The sequence below is a fragment of the Oxalicibacterium faecigallinarum genome, from assembly GCF_014635705.1.
In the GTDB taxonomy this organism is placed as follows: Bacteria; Pseudomonadota; Gammaproteobacteria; order Burkholderiales; family Burkholderiaceae_D; genus Oxalicibacterium; species Oxalicibacterium faecigallinarum.
In genome coordinates, this window is record NZ_BMDI01000001.1 from 174,835 (window position 1) to 194,375 (window position 19,541).

Annotated in this window: 16 protein-coding genes; 6 read left to right on the forward strand and 10 right to left on the reverse strand. The window is 54.8% G+C overall.

What is annotated here, in order from left to right; translation table 11 throughout:
• Positions 1-50 precede the first annotated feature (50 nt).
• Positions 51-662: a hypothetical protein gene (locus tag IEV29_RS00845; protein WP_188379383.1), complete on the reverse strand. Its 612-nt coding sequence runs from the start codon at positions 660-662 to the stop codon at positions 51-53.
• Between the two features lie 143 nt (positions 663-805).
• On the opposite strand from IEV29_RS00845, the gene IEV29_RS00850 reads away from it, so the two are divergent.
• The gene (locus IEV29_RS00850) at positions 806-1,060 is read left to right on the forward strand and encodes a hypothetical protein (protein WP_188379384.1); all 255 of its coding nucleotides are present in this window, start codon (positions 806-808) and stop codon (positions 1,058-1,060) included.
• A 130-nt stretch (positions 1,061-1,190) separates the two neighbouring features.
• The gene (gene dcd, locus IEV29_RS00855; protein WP_188379385.1) at positions 1,191-1,757 is read left to right on the forward strand and encodes a dCTP deaminase; all 567 of its coding nucleotides are present in this window, start codon (positions 1,191-1,193) and stop codon (positions 1,755-1,757) included.
• A gap of 79 nt (positions 1,758-1,836) precedes the next feature.
• Here dcd and IEV29_RS00860 read toward each other — a convergent pair whose 3' ends face one another.
• A complete protein-coding gene (locus IEV29_RS00860) occupies positions 1,837-2,745 on the reverse strand; it encodes a GGDEF domain-containing protein (protein ID WP_188379386.1) in 909 nt (302 codons plus the stop codon).
• A 128-nt stretch (positions 2,746-2,873) separates the two neighbouring features.
• Positions 2,874-3,293 (reverse strand): PliI family lysozyme inhibitor of I-type lysozyme, encoded by a 420-nt coding sequence (locus IEV29_RS00865; RefSeq protein ID WP_188379387.1) that lies wholly within the window; start codon positions 3,291-3,293, stop codon positions 2,874-2,876.
• 405 nt (positions 3,294-3,698) lie between these two features.
• Here IEV29_RS00865 and IEV29_RS00870 point away from each other — a divergent pair, with 405 nt between their 5' ends.
• Positions 3,699-6,608: an HD domain-containing phosphohydrolase gene (locus tag IEV29_RS00870; protein WP_188379388.1), complete on the forward strand. Its 2,910-nt coding sequence runs from the start codon at positions 3,699-3,701 to the stop codon at positions 6,606-6,608.
• 43 nt (positions 6,609-6,651) lie between these two features.
• Here IEV29_RS00870 and IEV29_RS00875 read toward each other — a convergent pair whose 3' ends face one another.
• The 5 genes from IEV29_RS00875 to IEV29_RS00895 form a co-directional block, all read right to left on the reverse strand.
• The gene (locus tag IEV29_RS00875) at positions 6,652-8,184 is read right to left on the reverse strand and encodes a cryptochrome/photolyase family protein (RefSeq protein ID WP_188379389.1); all 1,533 of its coding nucleotides are present in this window, start codon (positions 8,182-8,184) and stop codon (positions 6,652-6,654) included.
• A 21-nt stretch (positions 8,185-8,205) separates the two neighbouring features.
• Positions 8,206-10,461, reverse strand: coding sequence for an arginine/lysine/ornithine decarboxylase (locus IEV29_RS00880; protein WP_188379390.1), 2,256 nt, complete (start codon positions 10,459-10,461; stop codon positions 8,206-8,208).
• A 175-nt stretch (positions 10,462-10,636) separates the two neighbouring features.
• Positions 10,637-11,134: a dihydrofolate reductase gene (locus IEV29_RS00885; protein ID WP_188379391.1), complete on the reverse strand. Its 498-nt coding sequence runs from the start codon at positions 11,132-11,134 to the stop codon at positions 10,637-10,639.
• Positions 11,135-11,154: 20 nt separating this feature from the next.
• Complete coding sequence (locus tag IEV29_RS00890; RefSeq protein ID WP_188379392.1) at positions 11,155-12,129, reverse strand: thymidylate synthase; 975 nt, start codon at positions 12,127-12,129, stop codon at positions 11,155-11,157.
• 105 nt (positions 12,130-12,234) lie between these two features.
• Positions 12,235-14,022: an ABC transporter transmembrane domain-containing protein gene (locus IEV29_RS00895; protein ID WP_188379393.1), complete on the reverse strand. Its 1,788-nt coding sequence runs from the start codon at positions 14,020-14,022 to the stop codon at positions 12,235-12,237.
• Between the two features lie 285 nt (positions 14,023-14,307).
• On the opposite strand from IEV29_RS00895, the gene egtD reads away from it, so the two are divergent.
• Positions 14,308-15,279: an L-histidine N(alpha)-methyltransferase gene (gene egtD / locus IEV29_RS00900; RefSeq protein ID WP_229726124.1), complete on the forward strand. Its 972-nt coding sequence runs from the start codon at positions 14,308-14,310 to the stop codon at positions 15,277-15,279.
• 69 nt (positions 15,280-15,348) lie between these two features.
• On the forward strand, positions 15,349-16,635 hold the full coding sequence (gene egtB, locus IEV29_RS00905; protein WP_188379395.1) for an ergothioneine biosynthesis protein EgtB: 1,287 nt from the start codon (positions 15,349-15,351) through the stop codon (positions 16,633-16,635).
• A gap of 96 nt (positions 16,636-16,731) precedes the next feature.
• On the opposite strand, the gene IEV29_RS00910 is transcribed toward egtB, so the two are convergent.
• Positions 16,732-17,772 carry a Fe(3+) ABC transporter substrate-binding protein gene (locus IEV29_RS00910; RefSeq protein WP_188379396.1) on the reverse strand — a complete coding sequence of 347 codons (1,041 nt, stop codon included), beginning with the start codon at positions 17,770-17,772 and terminating at the stop codon, positions 16,732-16,734.
• A gap of 198 nt (positions 17,773-17,970) precedes the next feature.
• Here IEV29_RS00910 and IEV29_RS00915 point away from each other — a divergent pair, with 198 nt between their 5' ends.
• Positions 17,971-18,882, forward strand: a complete 912-nt coding sequence (locus tag IEV29_RS00915) for a patatin-like phospholipase family protein (RefSeq protein WP_188379397.1) — start codon at positions 17,971-17,973, stop codon at positions 18,880-18,882.
• A 71-nt stretch (positions 18,883-18,953) separates the two neighbouring features.
• Here IEV29_RS00915 and IEV29_RS00920 read toward each other — a convergent pair whose 3' ends face one another.
• Complete coding sequence (locus tag IEV29_RS00920) at positions 18,954-19,505, reverse strand: C40 family peptidase (RefSeq protein ID WP_229726126.1); 552 nt, start codon at positions 19,503-19,505, stop codon at positions 18,954-18,956.
• Positions 19,506-19,541 lie beyond the last annotated feature (36 nt).

The window sequence follows — 19,541 nt, forward strand, 5'->3', positions numbered from 1 at the left end:
AAATTTCTATCTAGTTTTAAATAAAAAATCGCGTCGATTGACGCGATTTTTTATTTATCTTCGATGATGACCGTCTCAAATAAACGGTCAGCTTTGGTGGCAAACAATTCATCTTTATTTTGATCGTAGTGTCGGTTGTAGTAACGGACTTCAAAGCCTATTCGTTTATGTTTAGATAATCCGCATGAAAGCATATGTTGTTCACTCCATTTCTTCTGACTTAGGTCAGCACGCGTAGTTCGAACATCTTCAAGTAACATATATACCCGCACACATTGAGGGTTTTGTGGATATTCTTTGATATCAAAAGCCGACAATTTGAAATCTGGATTTTTCTTGTAGCCTTCTTCAGTATTTTTCCGAATCTGCTCCATGTAGGTTGAAACCGGATGGAATGGTTTGTCCAACCTGATCATGTACGCCTCAATTTCTTGGTTCTCATCGGTCGCTTTACCAGCTCTTTTCAAGGTAATACTTAAACCGGCTTTTTTTGTGTCCCAATTTGGTTCGTTTGGAGGAATCAGGCTGAGGCCAATTGCTGAACCGCTCTGGTCGGTAATACCTATCATCACGCGTTTGCTTTCGTCAGCTGGATCAGTCTCTGCGTGTAGGCTTGTGTTGAAGGACAGTAAAAATACGACAAAGATGGTTAGAAATTTCATTTGAATCCCTGATAGCTTGGCGTTACTGAAATAGATGGACTGTAAACAACATGCGATCATATGTGTATGAATGACAATAAAAAACCCATATTTATGGGAGTTTTCTGCCTCGTTTTTTGAAATTCATTTTCGAGTATCTAGTCATGAAACTGCTTTGGATGAGTTTGATCGTATGCAGTACACCGCTTATTTCGTTGGCATCGACGCCAACTGATGTGCAATATTTTATTGAGCGTCGTGATGGTTGCGATCACTTTCGTGGCGAGTATCCATACGATGAAGAACGTGGTCGCTTTATCGCAAAGAACCTGAAAGACCTTTGCACCGGAACAGATAAGCAATTGAAAAAAGTTAAGGAAGAAATACGTGCAACAGCCTCGAATCATGGAAAAGCTTGATGAATATGAAGAGGAAATTGAATTGCCCAGAAAATAACGTGGCGTCAGATATTATGCAGATGCCTCGGAATGCTCGCCTCAATATCGCGTAAAATTGCGCGAAACTTCATTACCTACCAATACAAAGAATATGGCAATCAAATCCGACAAATGGATACGCCGCATGGCGGAGCAGCACGGCATGATCGAACCGTTCGAGCCGGGGCAGGTTCGCCAGGATAACGGTAACAAGATCGTTTCTTACGGCACGTCATCGTATGGTTACGATATTCGCTGCGCCGACGAATTCAAGATTTTCACCAACATCAATTCCACCATCGTCGATCCGAAGAACTTCGATGAAAAGTCCTTTGTGGATTTCAAGGGCGATGTGTGCATCATTCCGCCCAACTCGTTTGCGCTGGCGCGTACGGTCGAATACTTCCGCATTCCGCGCAGCGTATTGACGATCTGTCTGGGTAAATCGACGTATGCGCGTTGCGGCATCATTGTGAACGTGACGCCGTTCGAGCCGGAGTGGGAAGGCTATGTGACGCTGGAATTCTCGAACACGACACCGCTGCCAGCAAAAATCTACGCAGGTGAAGGTTGTGCGCAGGTCTTGTTCTTTGAAAGCGATGAGATTTGTGAAACTTCATACAAGGATCGTGGTGGCAAGTATCAAGGCCAGCATGGTGTAACCTTGCCGAAGACCTGATTGCCGATTGATTCAATAAAAAAGCCGACGTTTGTCGGCTTTTTGTTTTTTGAGCGTAGCCAAGCAAGGCGTCGATTGATCAGTCGGCGACGTAAGCCAGTACTTGATTGCGACCTGCGCGTTTGGCGTTGTATAGCGCCTGATCGGCACGGCGTTTGACGTCTGTGAAGGAACTGTCGTCCGCCATCAGTTCGCTGAAGCCACCGCTGATGGTGCCGGCGCCTTTAATGCCCAACTGCTGCACGGCGCTGGCAATACATTGGCGCAGGCGCTCCACGATGGGTAAGGCGTCCTCGCTACGGGTATGCGGCATCAGCACGACGAATTCGTCACCACCAACGCGCGCGGCATGGTCGGTTGCGCGTAGTTCGGCACGACACACATTGGCAATCGTTTGCAGTACGACGTCACCTTTCATGTGACCGTGCTGATCGTTGACGGTCTTGAAGTCGTCAATGTCGAACATGAAGAGGGTTGCCGGAGTCTGGTAGCGGCAGAAGATGTCGTAGTGCGCTGCCAGTACATCGAGCAGTTTGCGGCGATTGATCAGGCCAGTGAGTGAATCGCTCTCACTCTGCATGCGTAGTTTGACTTCGAGATCGTTACGGGCGGTGATGTTGCTGGCGACCCAGAGCACGGCATCTTCGCCACTGACCTGAAAATCCAGCGCCTGAATCCGTCCTTCAAACCAGATCTGTTCCGACGGGCCGGCCGTTTCCAGTCCGCGAACATCGCTGGCAGCCAATCCGTATTCGACGATATGCAGTTTGCGTGAAGCCAGTGCCTTGTTGATCTCCCCCGAAAACCAGTTGCTCTTTTCATCGTGCAAAACTTCGTGCATGTACTTGCCGATCAGTGCACTGCCATCGTGGTAATAGCGTGCATCGGCGCCGCCATAGATGGCGGCATAACGTCCACTGCGCGTGAGGATAAAGGCAGGATCAGGGAGTGCAGTAAGGATGGCCCTCAACTGCTGTTCATTAAACACGGTGGCACCAGAGAGAATCAGAGACGGGTGAGAAGGTTACCTCAAATCAACTTTTTAGGCGTCAACTGACTGTTGCTTCTTTTCATATGAGACCGATTGCATTGCCGGTGCTGACATCGGCGTGGCGTTCAGCGTTTTGCAAGTTTGTGTCTGAGCGCTTCCACTGCGTCCTTGTCGGCATCGAGTCCTGCGACTGAGCCAAGCAGTGTGAGCGTCTTGCCATGCAGGCGGAAGGCTTCTGCCGTGACGAAGTTGCCACTGCCTGCGTAACGCGTGATGACGACGATATCCGGCTGGCCGTTCCTGTCGATATCGGCAAAGGACAGTTCCTGTATGACGCCATTGCGCGGACGCACGATACCGGCGACGAAACGATCATAAGGGTATGCAGGATCGTTTTTGGCATAAAGGCGCACGGTATAGCTGCCTACGCTACGTGGTTCCAGATCACCTTCGGCCACGACCACGGTTTGTCCGCTCTTGGGCATGGTGGCGTGCTTGACGACGCGACGGGTGTCTTCGGCATGCGCCGAGGTCAGAAGTAGCAAGGCTGTAGCCGGTACGATGCAAAAGCGTACGACGCGTCGCAGATGGGGATAAGCGGAAAAGGTCACGATAGAAAAGAGGCGGCAGGATGGAAAATGTTCGTTAGGTGAGGGGACATATCTTGTTATTTTAATCTGCCACCAAGATTAACCACGTAAAAGTCGCTGACCAGATGGCTCAGGTTGATGTTGTTTTTTTAGTATCACCCGGCCTGAAACGGGCGCCGACATGACGCGTGGGTGTGAATGTTGCTTGTCTGAAAATAGGTCATCAGCGTGCGTTGTGCGCTTTTGATAACACATGCAGTTGATGGCAACCGCATAACATCGGTGCCGCACGCGGTCGCAATCTGGTTTTACGTCATCGTTAGCTTCGTCAATCAATAATAATCAAAAGGCAGGCGTTTCATGAAATTCAGACTTCCACTGCATGTGCACTTATCCCTCCTGTTTGCCGTCGCCCTGCTACTGATTGGCGGCCTGATCACCGCTGTCGGCTATTACATGTCGCACGACATGCTGGAATCGTCGGCGGAAGAATTGACCAGTCGTGCCGGAAGGGAGATTGCTGGCGAGATTCGCTCCATTATTCGTCCCGCCAATATGGCGACCGATATGCTGGCGCAGCATCGCGTGACGGATGCCGACACGTTTTCCAAACGCGTCGCCGGTTTGCGTGCGATGCAGATTGCGTTGCGGGACGATGGCGGTTTGACTTCCATCTATATCGGATACGAGACGGGCGATTACTTTTTTTTGTACGAGCTAAGAGATGATGAAGAACGCGTGCGATACGGCGCACCGGTCGGAAGTCGTTATCAGCTGCGCAGCATAGAGCGCAGTGTTGCCAGGCAAGAGGCGCGTTATCTGTATCTGGATGAGGACCTGCAGGTACTGTCCAGCGAAGCGCATCCCGAATATCTGGCTGCCTTCGATCCGCGCCATCGTGGCTGGTATCAGTTTGCACAACAGGCCGATACCACGGTGACCTTGTCGCCCTATCTGTTTTTCTCCACCGGAGAAGTCGGGCTGACAATCGCCAGGCGCGCCGCTAACGATCATGCCGTGATCGGTGCGGATATTCCGCTGTCTTCCCTCAGTACTGCATTGAAAAAGCAGAAGGTCACACCATCCAGTCAGCTTGTGCTGGTGACTTCCGAAGGCAGCGTGGTGGCGTATGAAGATATCAAGCGCCTGATTCCCGCCAGTGATGATACGTCCAGCACCATGCTCAAACATCTGGATACGTTTGGCATCAAGCCCTTGCAGGGCATGATGGATTTGATCAAGCCGGAAGAATCGGCAATGGGTATGGAGCGCTCCATCAGTGTGGATGATGAAAAATGGCGGATATCGGTCCAGCCGATTCGACTGCCGGGTGCCCATCCGCTGTATCTGATGGTGGCGATTCCGGAGAGTGAACTGTTTGCAACGGCGCTGAATATTCGTTCTGCTTCCATTGGCTTGAGTCTGCTGTTGCTGGCCATTGCCATACCGCTGATTTGGCTGATATCGCGTCTGATGTCGCGCTCCATCCGTGCTCTGGCACATGAGACCGAGGCGATCCGTCGCTTCGAGTTTGCGGAGCCGATCGGCATCAAGTCGGCCATCAGTGAAGTGGATGCGCTGGCGAAGGCGATGGATGGGATGAAGACCACCATCTCGAAATTTACCGACGTCACACAAACTGTCGCTGCCGAAAAGAATTTCGACAAGCTGCTCGCCAAACTGCTCAAGGAAACCATGTCGATCAGCGGAGCACGTTCAGGCGCCTTGTATCTGCTGGATGAAGAGCATATGGTTGCCTGCACCGCCTTCGGTACCAATGGTTTGCCGCAACATGAATCGCTGCGTGAGCTGACCATGAGCGAACTGCCGGCGGTCGTACGGACCGCATTTGATCGTGGCTGTACCGAGCGTGGTCGCCTGACGCCAGGTGAGATGCGCCTGATGGGATTGGCACCGCTGGCGTGGAACGAGGATGATGGTGCGCGCGTTGTGGTGGTGCCGTTGTTCAATCGACAGCGCGTTCTGCTGGGCTTCATGCTGTTGATGCAGGATGAACAGATCGACGATGCGCAACTTGCGTTCGTCAGCGCATTGTCGGCCTCGGCCAGCAGTTCGGTTGAGACACGCGGGTTGATCCGCGACCAGAAGCGCCTGTTCGAGGCTTTCATAGCCTTGATTGCCGGTGCCATCGATGCCAAGAGTCCTTACACCGGCGGACATTGTGGTCGTGTACCGGAGTTGACCAAGATGCTGGTCAAGGCAGCGTGCGAGCAGACCAGCGGACCGTATGCCGATTTCAACCTGAACGAGGACGAGTGGGAAGCCGTACACGTTGCCGCATGGTTGCACGATTGCGGCAAGGTGACGACACCCGAATACGTGGTGGACAAGGCCACCAAGCTGGAAACGATCTATGACCGCATCCACGAGGTGCGCATGCGTTTTGAAGTGCTGAAGCGGGACGCCGAAATCAAATGCCTGAAGAACATGGCCGCAGGCATGGAATACAACATTGCGCAGGCAAAACTGAAGGAAGAGTTGCAACAACTGGATGAGGAGTTTGATTTTGTCGCGAGCTGCAATGAGGGCGGCGAGTTCATGGCGCCTGACAAGATTGAGCGACTGAAGAAAATTGCATCACGGACCTGGTTGCGTACCTTGGATGACAGCCTGGGCATCTCGCAGGACGAGCGCCGTCGCAAAGGTGTGGAGCTGCGCAAGCGTCTGCCGGCACAGGAAATGCTGCTCTCGGACAAGGCCGAGCATCTGCTCAAGCGAGATCCGCAGCACTGGATGGCACCCGGGAATCGCTGGGGCTTTGCCATGGACGTGCCCGAGCATCTTTATAACCGTGGCGAGTTGCACAATTTATCGGTGGCGCGCGGTACCTTGTCGGCAGAAGAGCGCTATAAAATCAATGAGCACATGGTGCAAACCATCATGATGCTGTCGCAGTTGCCTTTTCCACGCCATCTGCAGCAAGTGCCGGAAATCGCCGGTGGGCATCACGAGCGCATGGATGGCACCGGTTACCCACGCCGACTCAAGCAGGAAGATATGAGCCCGATGGCGCGCATGATGGCAATTGCCGATATCTTTGAAGCGTTGACCGCGGTGGATCGTCCGTACAAGAAAGGAAAATCGCTGTCGGAAGCAATCAGGATCATGTCGTTCATGAAAAAGGACAGGCATATCGATCCGGAGCTATTTGATCTCTTCCTCAGTTCCGGCGTGTACATGGATTACGCACGGCGCTTTTTATCGAGAGATCAGATTGATGAAGTCGATATCAAGGCCTATCTGGCTTGATCCGGATTGAAGAGGTCCGCTCAGGTCATGCGGCACAACAATGCTACAGATCCTCAAGTTGTCGCCGCAGTTGGTGTGCCTTGCTGCGTAGCGCATCTTTTGATTCATCGGACATCTTTGCAAGCTGCACATAGACCATGCCAAGTCTTGGATTGCTGCTCAACAAATCGGCGTGGCGATCAAAAAAATCCCAATACAATGCGTTGAACGGACATGCATCGTCTTCTTCACGTTTGCGCCGATCATAATGACAGCCTTTGCAGTAATCGCTCATGCGATGGATGTAGGCAGCACTGGAAACGTAAGGCTTGGTTGCCAGCATGCCGTGATCGACGAACTGGCTCATGCCCAGCGTGTTCGGCAGCTCCACCCATTCAAAGGCATCGACGTACACACCCAGATACCATTCGTGTACTTCCTGCGGCGCCAGACCGGCGAGCAGCGCGAAGTTGCCGATCACCATCAGGCGCTGAATGTGATGGGCATGTGCATCGTCAAGCGATTGACCAATCGCATGTGAGAGGCAACGCATCCTGGTTTTTCCATCCCAGAACCAGTGAGGCAGCGGCGTCTCGTGCTTGAACACGTTGAGCTTGTCGTAGCCGGGCATGTGCGCCCAGTACACACCGCGTACATACTCGCGCCAGCCGAGAATCTGGCGAATGAATCCTTCGACGGCAGGCAAGGGCGCATGACCGCGACGATAAGCCTGTTCGGCCGCTTCCACCACCTCGCGTGGATCGAGCATCTTGGTGTTGAGTGCGAACGACAGCAGGCTATGGAACAACCTTGGTGCCTTCGTGTGCATGGCATCCTGAAAGTCGCCGAAATGCGGCAATGCTTCGTCGATGAAATGATCCAGTTGCTGCAATGCCTGTTCTCGATTCAAAGGCCATGGAATCGCGGCAGCCGATGGCCTGCCGAAGCTGTTGACGCCCGCATCGCGAATCGATTCCCAGAGCACGGAATGATCGTGCAGCGTTCGCACATCTTCTGGTTCGCGTGGCGTGCCTGACCAGCTTTTGCGATTGTCGTGATCGAAATTCCATTTCGCGCCGACTGGTTTGCGTGGCCCGCTCATGAGTACGTTGTGCTTGATGCGCATCTGGCGATAAAAGTGCTCCATCAACCAGTGCTGGCGTCCTTCAAATAAATGAAAGGCTTCATCACGCGTCGTATAGAAATGCTCGGAGTCGACCATGCGCGCAGGAATGCCGAGCGTGCCGATGTATTGCGCAAGCTGCTCGTCGAGTCGCCATTCGTCGGGGGCCTGATATTCGAAGCCGCTTGCATCGTGTTCCTGCAACAGGCGGTCGAGATTCTTCGTCAGGGAAGGAAGATTGCCGGCATCGTCGATGTGCAGGTAATGCACGCGATGACCTTGTTCGCGGAGATGCCGTGCAAAATCCCGCATGCCGGCGAAGATGGCGATGATTTTCTGCGCATGGTGCAGGACGTAGTCGGTTTCCTGCCGCACCTCCATCATCAGATAGATGACGTCGCGCCGTTTTTCCCCGAACCAGCTATGGTTCGGGTTGAGTTGGTCACCGAGGATCAGTCTGCATAACGGTTGCATGCGATCCCCGGCGAAAGCGGCTTACTGCTTGACGCAATCCACGAAATAGCCGCGCTTGCCATCGACTTCACGCGTGACCAGACCATGGACGTCGGTTTCGAAGCCCGGGAATTTCTCGTTGAAGTCGCGTGCGAAGCGCAGGTAATCGACGATGGTGCGATTGAAGCGTTCGCCCGGAATCAGCAGTGGAATGCCCGGTGGATACGGCGTCAGCAGGATCGAGGTAACGCGACCTTCCAGATCGTCGATCGCGACGCGTTCGATCTCGCGGTGCGCCATCTTGGCAAACGCGTCCGATGGTTTCATCGCCGGCTGCATGTCGGACAGATACATTTCCATCGTCAGGCGTGCCACGTCGTAGGCCTTGTAGAAGTCGTGGATCATCTGGCACAGATCGCGCAGGCCGACGGTTTCGTAGCGCGGGTTGGCGGCAGCGAATTCCGGCAGGATGCGCCAGATTGGCTGGTTCTTGTCGTAGTCGTCCTTGAACTGTTGCAGCGCCGTCAGCAGCGTGTTCCAGCGGCCCTTTGTGATACCGATGGTGAACATGATGAAGAACGAATACAGACCGCATTTCTCGACGATGACGCCGTGTTCGGCGAGATACTTGGTGACGATCGAGGCTGGAATGCCCGATTCACCAAATTTGCCGTCCAGCGACAGGCCCGGCGTGACAATGGTGGCCTTGATCGGGTCGAGCATGTTGAAGCCCGGCGCCAGATTGCCGAAGCCGTGCCAGGTATCCTCGGCACGAATCATCCAGTCATCCTGCGTGCCGATGCCTTCTTCGGAGAAGCTGTCCGGGCCCCAGACCTTGAACCACCAGTCCTTGTCACCCCATTCGGCTTCGACCTTGCGCATCGCGCGGCGGAAGTCGAGCGCTTCGAGAATGCTTTCCTCGACCAGCGCGGTACCGCCCGGTGCTTCCATCATCGCTGCCGCGACGTCGCACGAAGCGATGATCGAATATTGCGGCGACGTCGACGTATGCATCAGATACGCTTCGTTGAAGGCATCCTGATCGAGTTTGACCTTTTCGGATTCGCGTACCAGGATTTGCGACGCCTGCGACAGGCCGGCCAGCAGCTTGTGCGTCGATTGCGTCGAGAAGATCATCGACTCGCGTGCGCGCGGACGATCCTTGCCGATCGCATGCATATTCTTGTAAAAGTCGTGGAAGGTGGCGTGCGGTAGCCAGGCTTCGTCGAAATGCAGTGTGTCGATCTCGCCGTCGAGCAGGTCTTTCAGTACTTCGACGTTGTAGACCACGCCATCGTAGGTCGACTGCGTGATGGTCAGAATACGCGGCTTCTTGTTGACGGCTTCGCGCGCGAACGGATTGGCTTCGATTTTCTTCTGGATGTTTTCCATCGAAAATTCCGACAGCGGGATCGGGCCGATGATGCCGAGGTGGTTACGCGTCGGCATCAGGAACACGGGAATCGCGCCGGTCATGATGATCGAATGCAGGATGGACTTGTGACAGTTACGGTCCACCACGACGATATCGCCGGGTGCCACCGTCGAATGCCAGACCATCTTGTTCGAGGTCGAGGTACCGTTGGTCACGAAATAGCAATGGTCGGCATTGAAGATGCGCGCGGCATTGCGTTCGGACTTGGCGACCGGACCCGTATGGTCGAGCAACTGGCCGAGTTCTTCAACAGCGTTGCAAACGTCTGCACGCAGCATGTTTTCACCGAAGAACTGGTGAAACATCTGGCCGATCGGCGACTTCAGGAACGCCACGCCACCCGAGTGACCGGGGCAGTGCCAAGAATACGAACCGTCTTTTGCATACTCAACGAGTGCACGGAAGAACGGCGGCGCCAGGCTGTCCAGATACGACTTGGCTTCGCGGATGATGTGACGCGCGACGAATTCCGGCGTGTCTTCGAACATGTGAATGAAACCGTGCAGTTCGCGCAGGATGTCGTTCGGGATGTGACGCGAGGTGCGCGTTTCGCCATACATGTAGATCGGGATGTCGGCGTTCTTGTGGCGGATTTCCTCGACGAAGGCGCGCAGCGATTTCAGCGCGTAATCGGTTTCCTCGAACGAGCCGGCACCGAATTCTTCATCGTCAATCGACAGGATGAAGGCCGAGGCACGCGATTGCTGCTGAGCGAATTGCGACAGATCACCGTAGCTGGTGACGCCCAGCACTTCCATGCCTTCCTTTTCGATCGCTTCCGCCAGAGCGCGGATGCCGAGCCCTGACGTATTTTCAGAGCGGTAATCTTCATCGATGATGACGATGGGAAAGCGAAATTTCATGGAGTCTCCAGCAAGACGGATAGCAAGGAATGGCACATCTGGCGCGGGGTGATGCGCCGGTTAAAAAAAGCGAATTTTCGCAGATATGGGCGGCGAGAGGGGAGAAAATAGCCGCCGTTTGTACGAAGACCCACACTCTGGTGCGGCATTGTGACGACAGGGTGACAAATCGGCTCTAGGCGGTGGGTGCACGTCGCTCGTAGGTGACGTAGGCATAGTCGAAACCGGCGGCATCGGAATGATGCGACTCGCGCGCTGTTTCCTGCCAGACGGTTGGATCGATGGCCGGAAAAAAAGCGTCGCAATCGAACACTTTGTCGATGTGCGTGACGATCAGGCGATCGGCAACCGGCATGGTGTCGGTAAAGATCTGCCCGCCGCCGATGATGAAAGCGGGCGTGTCGCCGACCAGCGCTGTCGCCGCTGCGATCGACGTCACTGCTTCCACGCCATCGTGCTGCCAGTCGGCATTGCGGGTGATAACGATGTTGCGGCGATTGGGCAGCGGTCGCCCGATCGAATCAAAGGTCTTGCGACCCATGATGATCGGGTGGCCAGATGTTGTGCGCTTGAAATGCGCCAGATCTTCCGGCAAATGCCATGGCAACTGGTTGTTGATGCCGATGCCGTTATTGGCATCGATGGCGACGACGAGAGTCAGAGGTGCGGGCATGGTGTATCTCGTTGGCAAAGTCAGACGGCCATGGGCGCGGTCAGCGGCGCATGATGCTGGTAATTCTCCAGCGAGAAATCGATAGGCTCAAGCTTGTCGAGCCATTCCGGTTCGTACTTGCCAGTCACGGCGTAATCGGGAATGCGATCCGACAGAATCAGTTTCGGTGCAGGATACGGCTCACGCTGCAATTGCTCCTTGAGCATATCCAGATGGTTTTCATAGATATGTGCGTCACCGATGAAGTAGGTGAGCCAGCGCGGCTGATACCCTGTCAGGCGACCGACCACATGCAGAAGTGCAGCGGCTTCGGCCATGTTGAATGGCGCGCCCAGACCGATGTCGTTGCTGCGGATATAAAGACAGAGGGAAATTTCCCTGGTCGCCTGATTCGGCAAGAACTGGTACAGCAAATGACAGGCTGGCAGGGCAATGGCGTCCAGGTCGGCGCAATTCCAGCCGTGAAACAGGATGCGGCGGCTGCCCGGATTCTTGATGATGGTATCCAGACAGTCGCGCAACTGGTCGATGGCCTTGTAGAGCAGGACCTTGTCGGTCCCCTGATCCTTGACGACGCCGACGACACGGAAGCCGCGTTGCTGCGCATCCTGAATTTGCGCTTTCTTGTCCGATTCGATCAGCTTGTAAGCGGGCCATGCGCGCCATTGCACACCGTACACTGGGCCAAGATCATCTTCTTCAAGACGATATGGGTTGGCCAGCCATTCTGCATTTTCGTTGGCGTTCTGATCCCATACTTTGCAGCCCAGTGCGCGAAAATCGGCCGCACTGCGCGAGGCGCGCAGAAAGCCCACCAGTTCGCCGACGACCGAGCGGAAGGCCAGACGTTTGGTCGTGATGGCCGGGAACCCGTCCTTTTGCAGATCGAAGCGCATCATCGCACCCGGAATGCTGATGGTGCGGATGCCGGTGCGATTTTCCTGCCAGGTGCCGGTATCGAGAATCGTGCGTACCAGATCCAGATACTGTTTCATGCTTGTTCCGTATGGTCTGTGAAGTGGCGGGCGGCAGGCGCCGCGTCGCAAAAGTCGCTATTTTACCGTTATTGCCGTCTTGCTTGCGACGCCGTTGCAGCGCATTCAGGGATGGCCGAATTGCAAGGCGGCCAGCCCGGCATACAGCCCGCCGGCAGCAACCAGCGAGGCATGGGTGCCGCTTTCGACAATGCGGCCATGTTCCATGACGATGATGCGATCGGCGCGCTGCACAGTTGCCAGCCGGTGCGCGATGACCAGCGTGGTACGACCGACCATGGCCGCCTCCAGCGCGCCTTGTACCAGACGCTCGGATTCTGCATCCAGCGCGCTGGTTGCTTCATCGAGCAGTAGAATGGGCGGATTCTTCAGCAAGGCACGTGCAATCGCGATACGCTGCCGCTGCCCGCCGGACAGCCGGACCCCACGTTCACCGAGGAAGGATTGATAGCCTTCGGGCAAACGCTCGATGAATTCATGTGCGGCCGCCATTCTTGCGGCAGCGATGACATCCGTGTCACTGGCTTCCGGCCGGCCATAACGGATGTTTTCCATCGCATTGGCAGAGAAGATCACGGTATCCTGCGGCACGATGCCGATGGTGTCGCGCAATATGTGCAGATCAAGCTGGCGGATATCGATGCCATCGACTTCGATGCAGCCTGCTTGCGGATCATAAAAGCGCAACAGCAACTGGAACAACGATGACTTGCCGGCACCGGACGGGCCGACCACGGCAACGGTTTCACCGGCATCGATGGCGACCGATACCCCTGCCAATGCCGGCGTAAGCGGACGTGACGGATAGTGGAAGGTTACATCGTCGAGTGTGAGTGACGCACCGTTGGCACGACGCGGCGGCAACTTGACCGGCGTGGCGGGCGAAGCGATGGCCGATTGCACGGCTAGCAGTTCCAGCAGCCGTTCGGTCGCGCCTGCCGCTCGCTGGGCATCGCCCATCACTTCGGACAGTCCGCCGATGGCTCCGGCGACAATCGCCGAATACAGCACAAACTGGCTGAGCTGGCCGGCACTCATGCCCCCATCCAGCACGGCATGCGCACCCAGCCACAGTACAAATACGATGGCACCGAAGATCAGCAGAATCGCAATCATCGTCAGCAAGGCGCGCGCGCGGATACGCTTGATGGCAACCGAGAAGGCATTTTCCACGCTGCCGCCAAAGCGGCGGGCCTCGATCTTTTCATGCGTGTAGGCTTGCACGGTCGGCATGGCGTTCAGAATTTCGCCGGCCAGTGCGGCGGCATCGGCCACCCGATCCTGCGAGTCGCGGGACAAGGTGCGAACGCGTCGCCCGAACCACACGATCGGTAGCACCACCACGGCCAGCATGACGATGATGATGGACGACAGCTTGATGCTGGTCACGAACAGCATCACCAGTCCGCCGGCGAACAGAAGCATGTTGCGCAAGGCCATCGAAATACTGGTACCGACCAGCGTCTGGATCAGGGTGGTATCGGTTGTCAGACGGGATAACACTTCGCCACTTTGCGTGGTTTCAAAAAACTCCGGACTTTGGGTCACGACGTGCGAATACACGGCACTGCGCACGTCTGCGGTGACACGCTCGCCTAGCCAGGACACTGTATAAAAGCGTGCCGCCGTGGCCACAGCCAGTACACAGGCGACGGCAAACAGGGCGAGAAAATAGGTATTGATATGAACCGTGTTCTGAATGCCGTTGGCACCGAAACCAAGGTCGATCATCTGGCGAAACGCATATGGAATGGCCAGCGTGGCACCTGCGGCGACGATCAGGGCGATGCCCGCCAGCAGGATCTGTTTTTTATATGGCAACAAAAAACGGGCAAGCCCGCGCAGCAGTGCGAGACTGCTTTTGGTTTGTTCTCTGGTGGGACGCGATGTCATGAATGATGATTCTGATGATGTTGTCTGCGCTTGCCGGGATGGAAGTGCGTTTCCGCACATCGTTATTCGCGACAAAGCGCATAGAGTAGCACTCTGAGCTTATTGCATGCGGCGTCCCGCTTTTTATCTGGCCTGGGCGACGTCGTACCGGCGAGAAACAACTACGAAAAGACGAGGATGCATATGCAGGCTTCAAACAGGTTGGCACTCAACATGCTGCGCGATATCACCCATAATCAGCCCTTTGTTGACAGACGCCAACGGCAGGACAGAAGGGAGCATGGCTTGAGTCAGTTTATCCAACTGACCCAGCAAGATCCGCAACTGGTCCGGGAAGAATTGCTTGCCGGACTATTGGCGGCATCGGCACAGACTTCGCCCAAGTATCTCTACGATGCGCTGGGTTCCAAGCTGTTTGAGGCCATTTGCGAACTGCCAGAATATTATCCGACGCGTACTGAGGCGCAGATCTTTGCCTCGTATGCCGATGAAATTGCGGCTGTCGCCGGAACAGGCGCAACCTTGATCGACCTGGGGGCCGGAAATTGTGCCAAGGCGGCGAGTCTTTTCCCGGCATTGCAACCGTCGCACTATGTGCCGATTGATATTTCTGTTCAGTTTTTGCGCGACGCAGTCAGTCGTTTGCAATCCCAGTTCCCGCGGATAGCGATGACCGGTATTGGCATGGACTTTTCGTCCCGCCTCGATTTGCCAACGGCAGTGCCACGCCACAACCGGCTTTTTTTCTATCCGGGTTCGTCGATCGGCAATTTCACGCCGCAAGAGGCACTGGCTTTTCTCGCGCGTGTGCATGCAGCGTGCCTCCACGAGGGCAATGCCGATGGTGGTATTTTGATCAGCATCGATCTGGTCAAGGATGCGGTCATTCTGGATGCCGCCTATGATGATGCATTGGGTGTGACGGCTTCGTTCAATCTGAATCTGCTGCAGCATCTGAATCATTTGCTGCAAGCAGATTTCGATTTGCGTGCCTGGCGGCATCGTGGATTTTTCAATGCCAAGCAAAGCCGTATCGAAATGCATCTGGAGGCACTATCGCCGCAAACCGTACGCTGGCCGGGTGGTGTGCGACGTTTTGAAGAAGGGGAACGTATCCATACGGAAAACAGCTACAAGTATACGCAGCAGGATTTCATCGATTTGCTGACGCAGGCAGGCTTTGTCGATGTGACGGTCTGGAGCGATCCGCAGCAGTGGTTCATGGTTTGTCATGCACGCGCCGTGCAGCCAAACTGAATCAAGCATCCGTCAGCGGGATGCATGGTGTAATGCATCGCTGCCTGTTAACGAACGATCGGAAAGCCAATGAATGCAAAAACGGAAGCCATCCATCTGCTTGATCCGGGCTTGTTGTCGAAGCGCTTCGCGAGCGTAAGGTCACACAGTCAGGCACGTGCTGAATCATTGTCGGAAGAAGACTGTTGCGCACAGTCAATGGAAGACGCCAGTCCGGTCAAATGGCATCTCGCACACACAACCTGGTTTTTCGAAACCTTTATTCTGGAACGATTCGAGCATGCATTCCATGCATTCGATCCGGCGTTTCGCGTACTCTTCAATTCGTATTACAACGGTGTGGGCGACAAGTACGCACGGCCGTTTCGCGGCTTGCTCACGCGTCCGTCTCTCCGCGAGATTCAAGCCTACCGGCATGATGTCGATCGTCGCATGCAACAACTGTTGGCGCCCGATTATCTGTTTCGCCTACCCTCCGAACAGCGTGAAGCGTTGATGACGTTGCTGGAACTCGGTCTGCAGCATGAGCAGCAGCATCAGGAGTTGATGATGACGGATGTATTGCATCTGTTTTCCTGCAATCCGCTTCAGCCTGCCTACACGCGCATGCCGCCGCAACGATCGGTTGATCTTGAACTGCACTGGCAGGCATTCGATGCCGGTGTCGTCACCATCGGCTCTGAAGGCGGATTCAGCTTTGATAACGAGTTGCCACGGCATCGGCAGTTCGTGGAGGCGTATCAGCTCGCGTCCCGACTTGTCACCAATGGTGAGTATCTGGCATTCATGGAAGACGGTGGGTATCGCAGGCCCGAGCTTTGGATGTCGGAAGGATGGAGCTGGGTACAGGCGCAGGCGTTGCAGCATCCGCTTTACTGGCAGGATGTCCATGCATCCACTGGCAAGGCATTTGGACACGAGGCCGATGGATGGCATGTCTTCGGTCTGCATGGTTTGCAGAAGCTGGATCCGAACGCGGCGGTCTCGCAGATTTCATGGTTTGAGGCCGATGCATATGCGCGCTGGGCCAATGCGCGATTGCCGACCGAGGCAGAGTGGGAACATGCCGCTTACCAGACGATGCAGTCGGACGAATCGGTACTGACCCAACTGTTCGGGGTTTGCTGGCAATGGACATCCAGCAGTTATGCGCCGTATCCGGGCTTTACGGCTGCGGCTGGCGCATTGGGTGAGTACAACGGCAAGTTTATGTCCAATCAATATGTATTGCGCGGTTCTTCCTGTGTCACGCCGGACGGTCATAGTCGACGAAGCTATCGCAATTTTTTCCCCTCGACGGCGCGTTGGCAGTTTGCCGGGATTCGTCTGGCGCGATCCGGTCATTGGAGTGTCTGAGGCGCATCTGTAAAGAGCAAAGAAAAAGCCGGCAATTGCCGGCTTTTTCATTAGACGTCTGTCACTTGGTTTTAAAGCGGCAGCCGGATTGCCGACTTATTTATAGCCGACGCGATCCAGAATGCGTTGTGCAGCGATTTGATTTTTGGCGATCGAGGCAATCGAAATGTTTTCGATCTTGTATTTGCCCAGCGAATCCAGTGCTTCGTTCTTGGTCGCAATGTTGGCAACAATCGGCCATTCATTGTTACCTTCGGAAAAATAGAATTGCGCACTGTCGCTGGCAAGATACTCAAGAAACTTGACTGCGTTTTCACGATGCGGTGCGTTCTTGGCAACACCGGCGCCGGCAATATTGAAGTGCGTGCCCGTGGTCTTGGCATTTGGCCAGATGAAGCCCACGTTCTTCATCATGGCGACATCTTCCGGTTTGGTCGAGCGTAACAGACGTGCGTAGTAATACGAGTTGGCGATGGCGACGCCGCATTCACCCGAGGCAACGCCCTTGATCTGATCAGTATCGCCACCGCGCGGTGGACGCGCAAAATTGGTCACCATGCCTTTGGCCCATTCTTCGGTCGCTTGCGGGCCGTTGCGTTCGATCATCGAACCGATCAGCGCGAGATTGTAGGGATGCGAGCCGGAGCGTGTGCATACCTTGCCCTTGTTTTTTGGATCGGCCAGCGATTCGTAGGTGGCGACATCTTCCGGTTTGACTTGGGCCTTGTTATAGACGATCACGCGGGCGCGTTTGGAAAAGCCGAACCATTCCGATCCTTTCCCGTCGTCCTTGCCGCGCAGATTGGCCGGAATGCGGCTGTCGAGAATCTTGGATTGCACGGGTTGGAAGAAGCCTTCGATTTCTGCTCGCCAGATGCGTGCGGCATCGACCATCAGGATCACATCGGCCGGACTGTTCCTGCCTTCGTTTTTCAGGCGCTCAAACAGGGCATTGTCATCCGCTTCAATACGGTTGATCTTGATGCCAGTCTGTTTGGTGAAGTCGCTATAGAGTTGTTCGTCGGTCTGGTAGTGGCGTGCCGAATAAAGATTCAGAACCTTCTCTTCCGCCTGTGCGATGGAGAAGGGAAGAGCAAGAGCCAATGCGGTCAGAACCGGTGTGATACGTAGTCTCATGAAGCATCCTTGTGATGATGGGTGTGAAATCTCTTTGTTAGAAATTCGTTAAATTATAGGGTGGATTTAAATAAATAGGAATTGTTCTTATCTTTGTGTTGGGGCGTTTAGCTGGTGTTTAAAACGCTGAAACGCTTTGTTACTGCGTATGGAACGGGTTCGGAGTAATCTTCTGCCTTTACCCGTTTGAGATGCTCCATGCGATTGCGCGCAATTGTCAGTCTTTCCCTCGTCGTGTTGCTCACGGCTTGTAGCAGTCTTTCCCCATTTACGAAACCGGATGCGCCTGTCGTCGCTGCACCGCAGCCCCAGACAGCGGCGTCGGTCAGGATCGCGCTGGTGCTGGGAGGCGGTGCAGCGCGTGGCTTCGCGCACATCGGCGTGATCAAGGCGTTGGAAGCGCAAGGCATCGTGCCCGACATGGTTGTCGGTACCAGCGCAGGCAGTGTGGTAGGTGCCTTGTATGCGGCAGGCAATAATGGATTTGCCTTGCAAAAGATGGCGCTGGAAATGGACGAGGCGTCGATTTCAGACTGGGCGGTGCCTCTGTTCTCGCGTTCGAGCGGGGTATTGAAGGGTGATGCTTTGCAGAATTACGTTAACAAGGCTATTAACAACATGCCGATCGAGAAGATGAAAATTCCGTTTGCTGCTGTCGCGACGGATTTGAATAGCGGGGCGCCTATCTTGTTCCGACGGGGGAATGCAGGTCTGGCTGTACGCGCTTCGTCTTCCGTACCTGGCGTTTTCCAGCCGGTGCGGATTGGCAATCGGCTGTATGTTGATGGCGGACTGGTGGCACCGGTACCGGTTCACTTTGCGCGCGAGATGGGAGCGGATTTTGTCATCGCGGTCAATATCTCGGTACAACCGGAAGCGCAACTGGCATCAAGCTCGGTTGATGTGATGTTGCAAACATTTGCCATCATGGGGCAAACGATTAATCAGTTTGAACTCAAGGATGCCGACATCGTGATCCGTCCGTCGCTCGGTATGATGAAAGGCACGGACTTCAATGGACGCAATCTGGCGGTGCTGGCGGGCGAGCAGGCCGCAATGTCGCAAATGGCAGATATCAAGGCCAAGCTGAAGGCCATGCGGGAGCGCTAGGCCATTCGATACGCAATATACGCAATAAAAAAGCCGCGCAATCGCACGGCTTTTTTTATTGGTACATCGTTTTACATCTCTGGTTCGCTGATACGTCGTGCGCCATTGAAGCGCTTTTTCCAGTAATCCACGTCCATGCTTTCAATCCGAACCTGGCCACCGGATGACGGCGCATGAATGAACTTGCGGTCGCCCAGATAGATACCGACATGTGAAAAGCTGCGGCGCAGGGTGTTATAAAACACCAGATCGCCAGGCTGAAGATCGGTTTTTTCTACGCGCTCGCCTTCACGACTCAATTGTTTGGCCGTGCGCGGCAGCTCCTTGCCCCATGCTTCCTTGAAGATCAGATTGACCAGACCGCTGCAGTCCAGACCTTCTTCTGGCGTACTGCCACCATATTTGTAGTGGATACCCAGCATGCCCATGGCATGCAGAGCGAGTTCGGATGCATGATCGGTGAGGACTTGCAGCTTGGATGCGGGCTTGTTTGCTTGCTGCTGGGCGGGCGTGTCGACACCCCATGCAGAACCAGCGACGACCATACTGCCGACAAGAAAGGAGGAGAGGACTGCGGAACGTGCAATTTGCCCGATACGGAAATTTCGTTGAAAAAGTGCCATCAAATACGCTTCTCGTTCGTTCACGACTGGAGGAAT

Bases quoted from the DNA above. Each gene is read 5' to 3' on its own strand.
- IEV29_RS00845 (WP_188379383.1), bottom strand. From the start codon at position 662: ATGAAATTTCTAACCATCTTTGTCGTATTTTTACTGTCCTTCAACACA.
- IEV29_RS00850 (WP_188379384.1), top strand. From the start codon at position 806: ATGAAACTGCTTTGGATGAGTTTGATCGTATGCAGTACACCGCTTATT.
- dcd (WP_188379385.1), top strand. From the start codon at position 1,191: ATGGCAATCAAATCCGACAAATGGATACGCCGCATGGCGGAGCAGCAC.
- IEV29_RS00870 (WP_188379388.1), top strand. From the start codon at position 3,699: ATGAAATTCAGACTTCCACTGCATGTGCACTTATCCCTCCTGTTTGCC.
- IEV29_RS00875 (WP_188379389.1), bottom strand. From the start codon at position 8,184: ATGCAACCGTTATGCAGACTGATCCTCGGTGACCAACTCAACCCGAAC.
- IEV29_RS00880 (WP_188379390.1), bottom strand. From the start codon at position 10,461: ATGAAATTTCGCTTTCCCATCGTCATCATCGATGAAGATTACCGCTCT.
- IEV29_RS00885 (WP_188379391.1), bottom strand. From the start codon at position 11,134: ATGCCCGCACCTCTGACTCTCGTCGTCGCCATCGATGCCAATAACGGC.
- IEV29_RS00890 (WP_188379392.1), bottom strand. From the start codon at position 12,129: ATGAAACAGTATCTGGATCTGGTACGCACGATTCTCGATACCGGCACC.
- IEV29_RS00895 (WP_188379393.1), bottom strand. From the start codon at position 14,022: ATGACATCGCGTCCCACCAGAGAACAAACCAAAAGCAGTCTCGCACTG.
- egtB (WP_188379395.1), top strand. From the start codon at position 15,349: ATGAATGCAAAAACGGAAGCCATCCATCTGCTTGATCCGGGCTTGTTG.
- IEV29_RS00910 (WP_188379396.1), bottom strand. From the start codon at position 17,772: ATGAGACTACGTATCACACCGGTTCTGACCGCATTGGCTCTTGCTCTT.
- IEV29_RS00915 (WP_188379397.1), top strand. From the start codon at position 17,971: ATGCGATTGCGCGCAATTGTCAGTCTTTCCCTCGTCGTGTTGCTCACG.
- IEV29_RS00920 (WP_229726126.1), bottom strand. From the start codon at position 19,505: ATGGCACTTTTTCAACGAAATTTCCGTATCGGGCAAATTGCACGTTCC.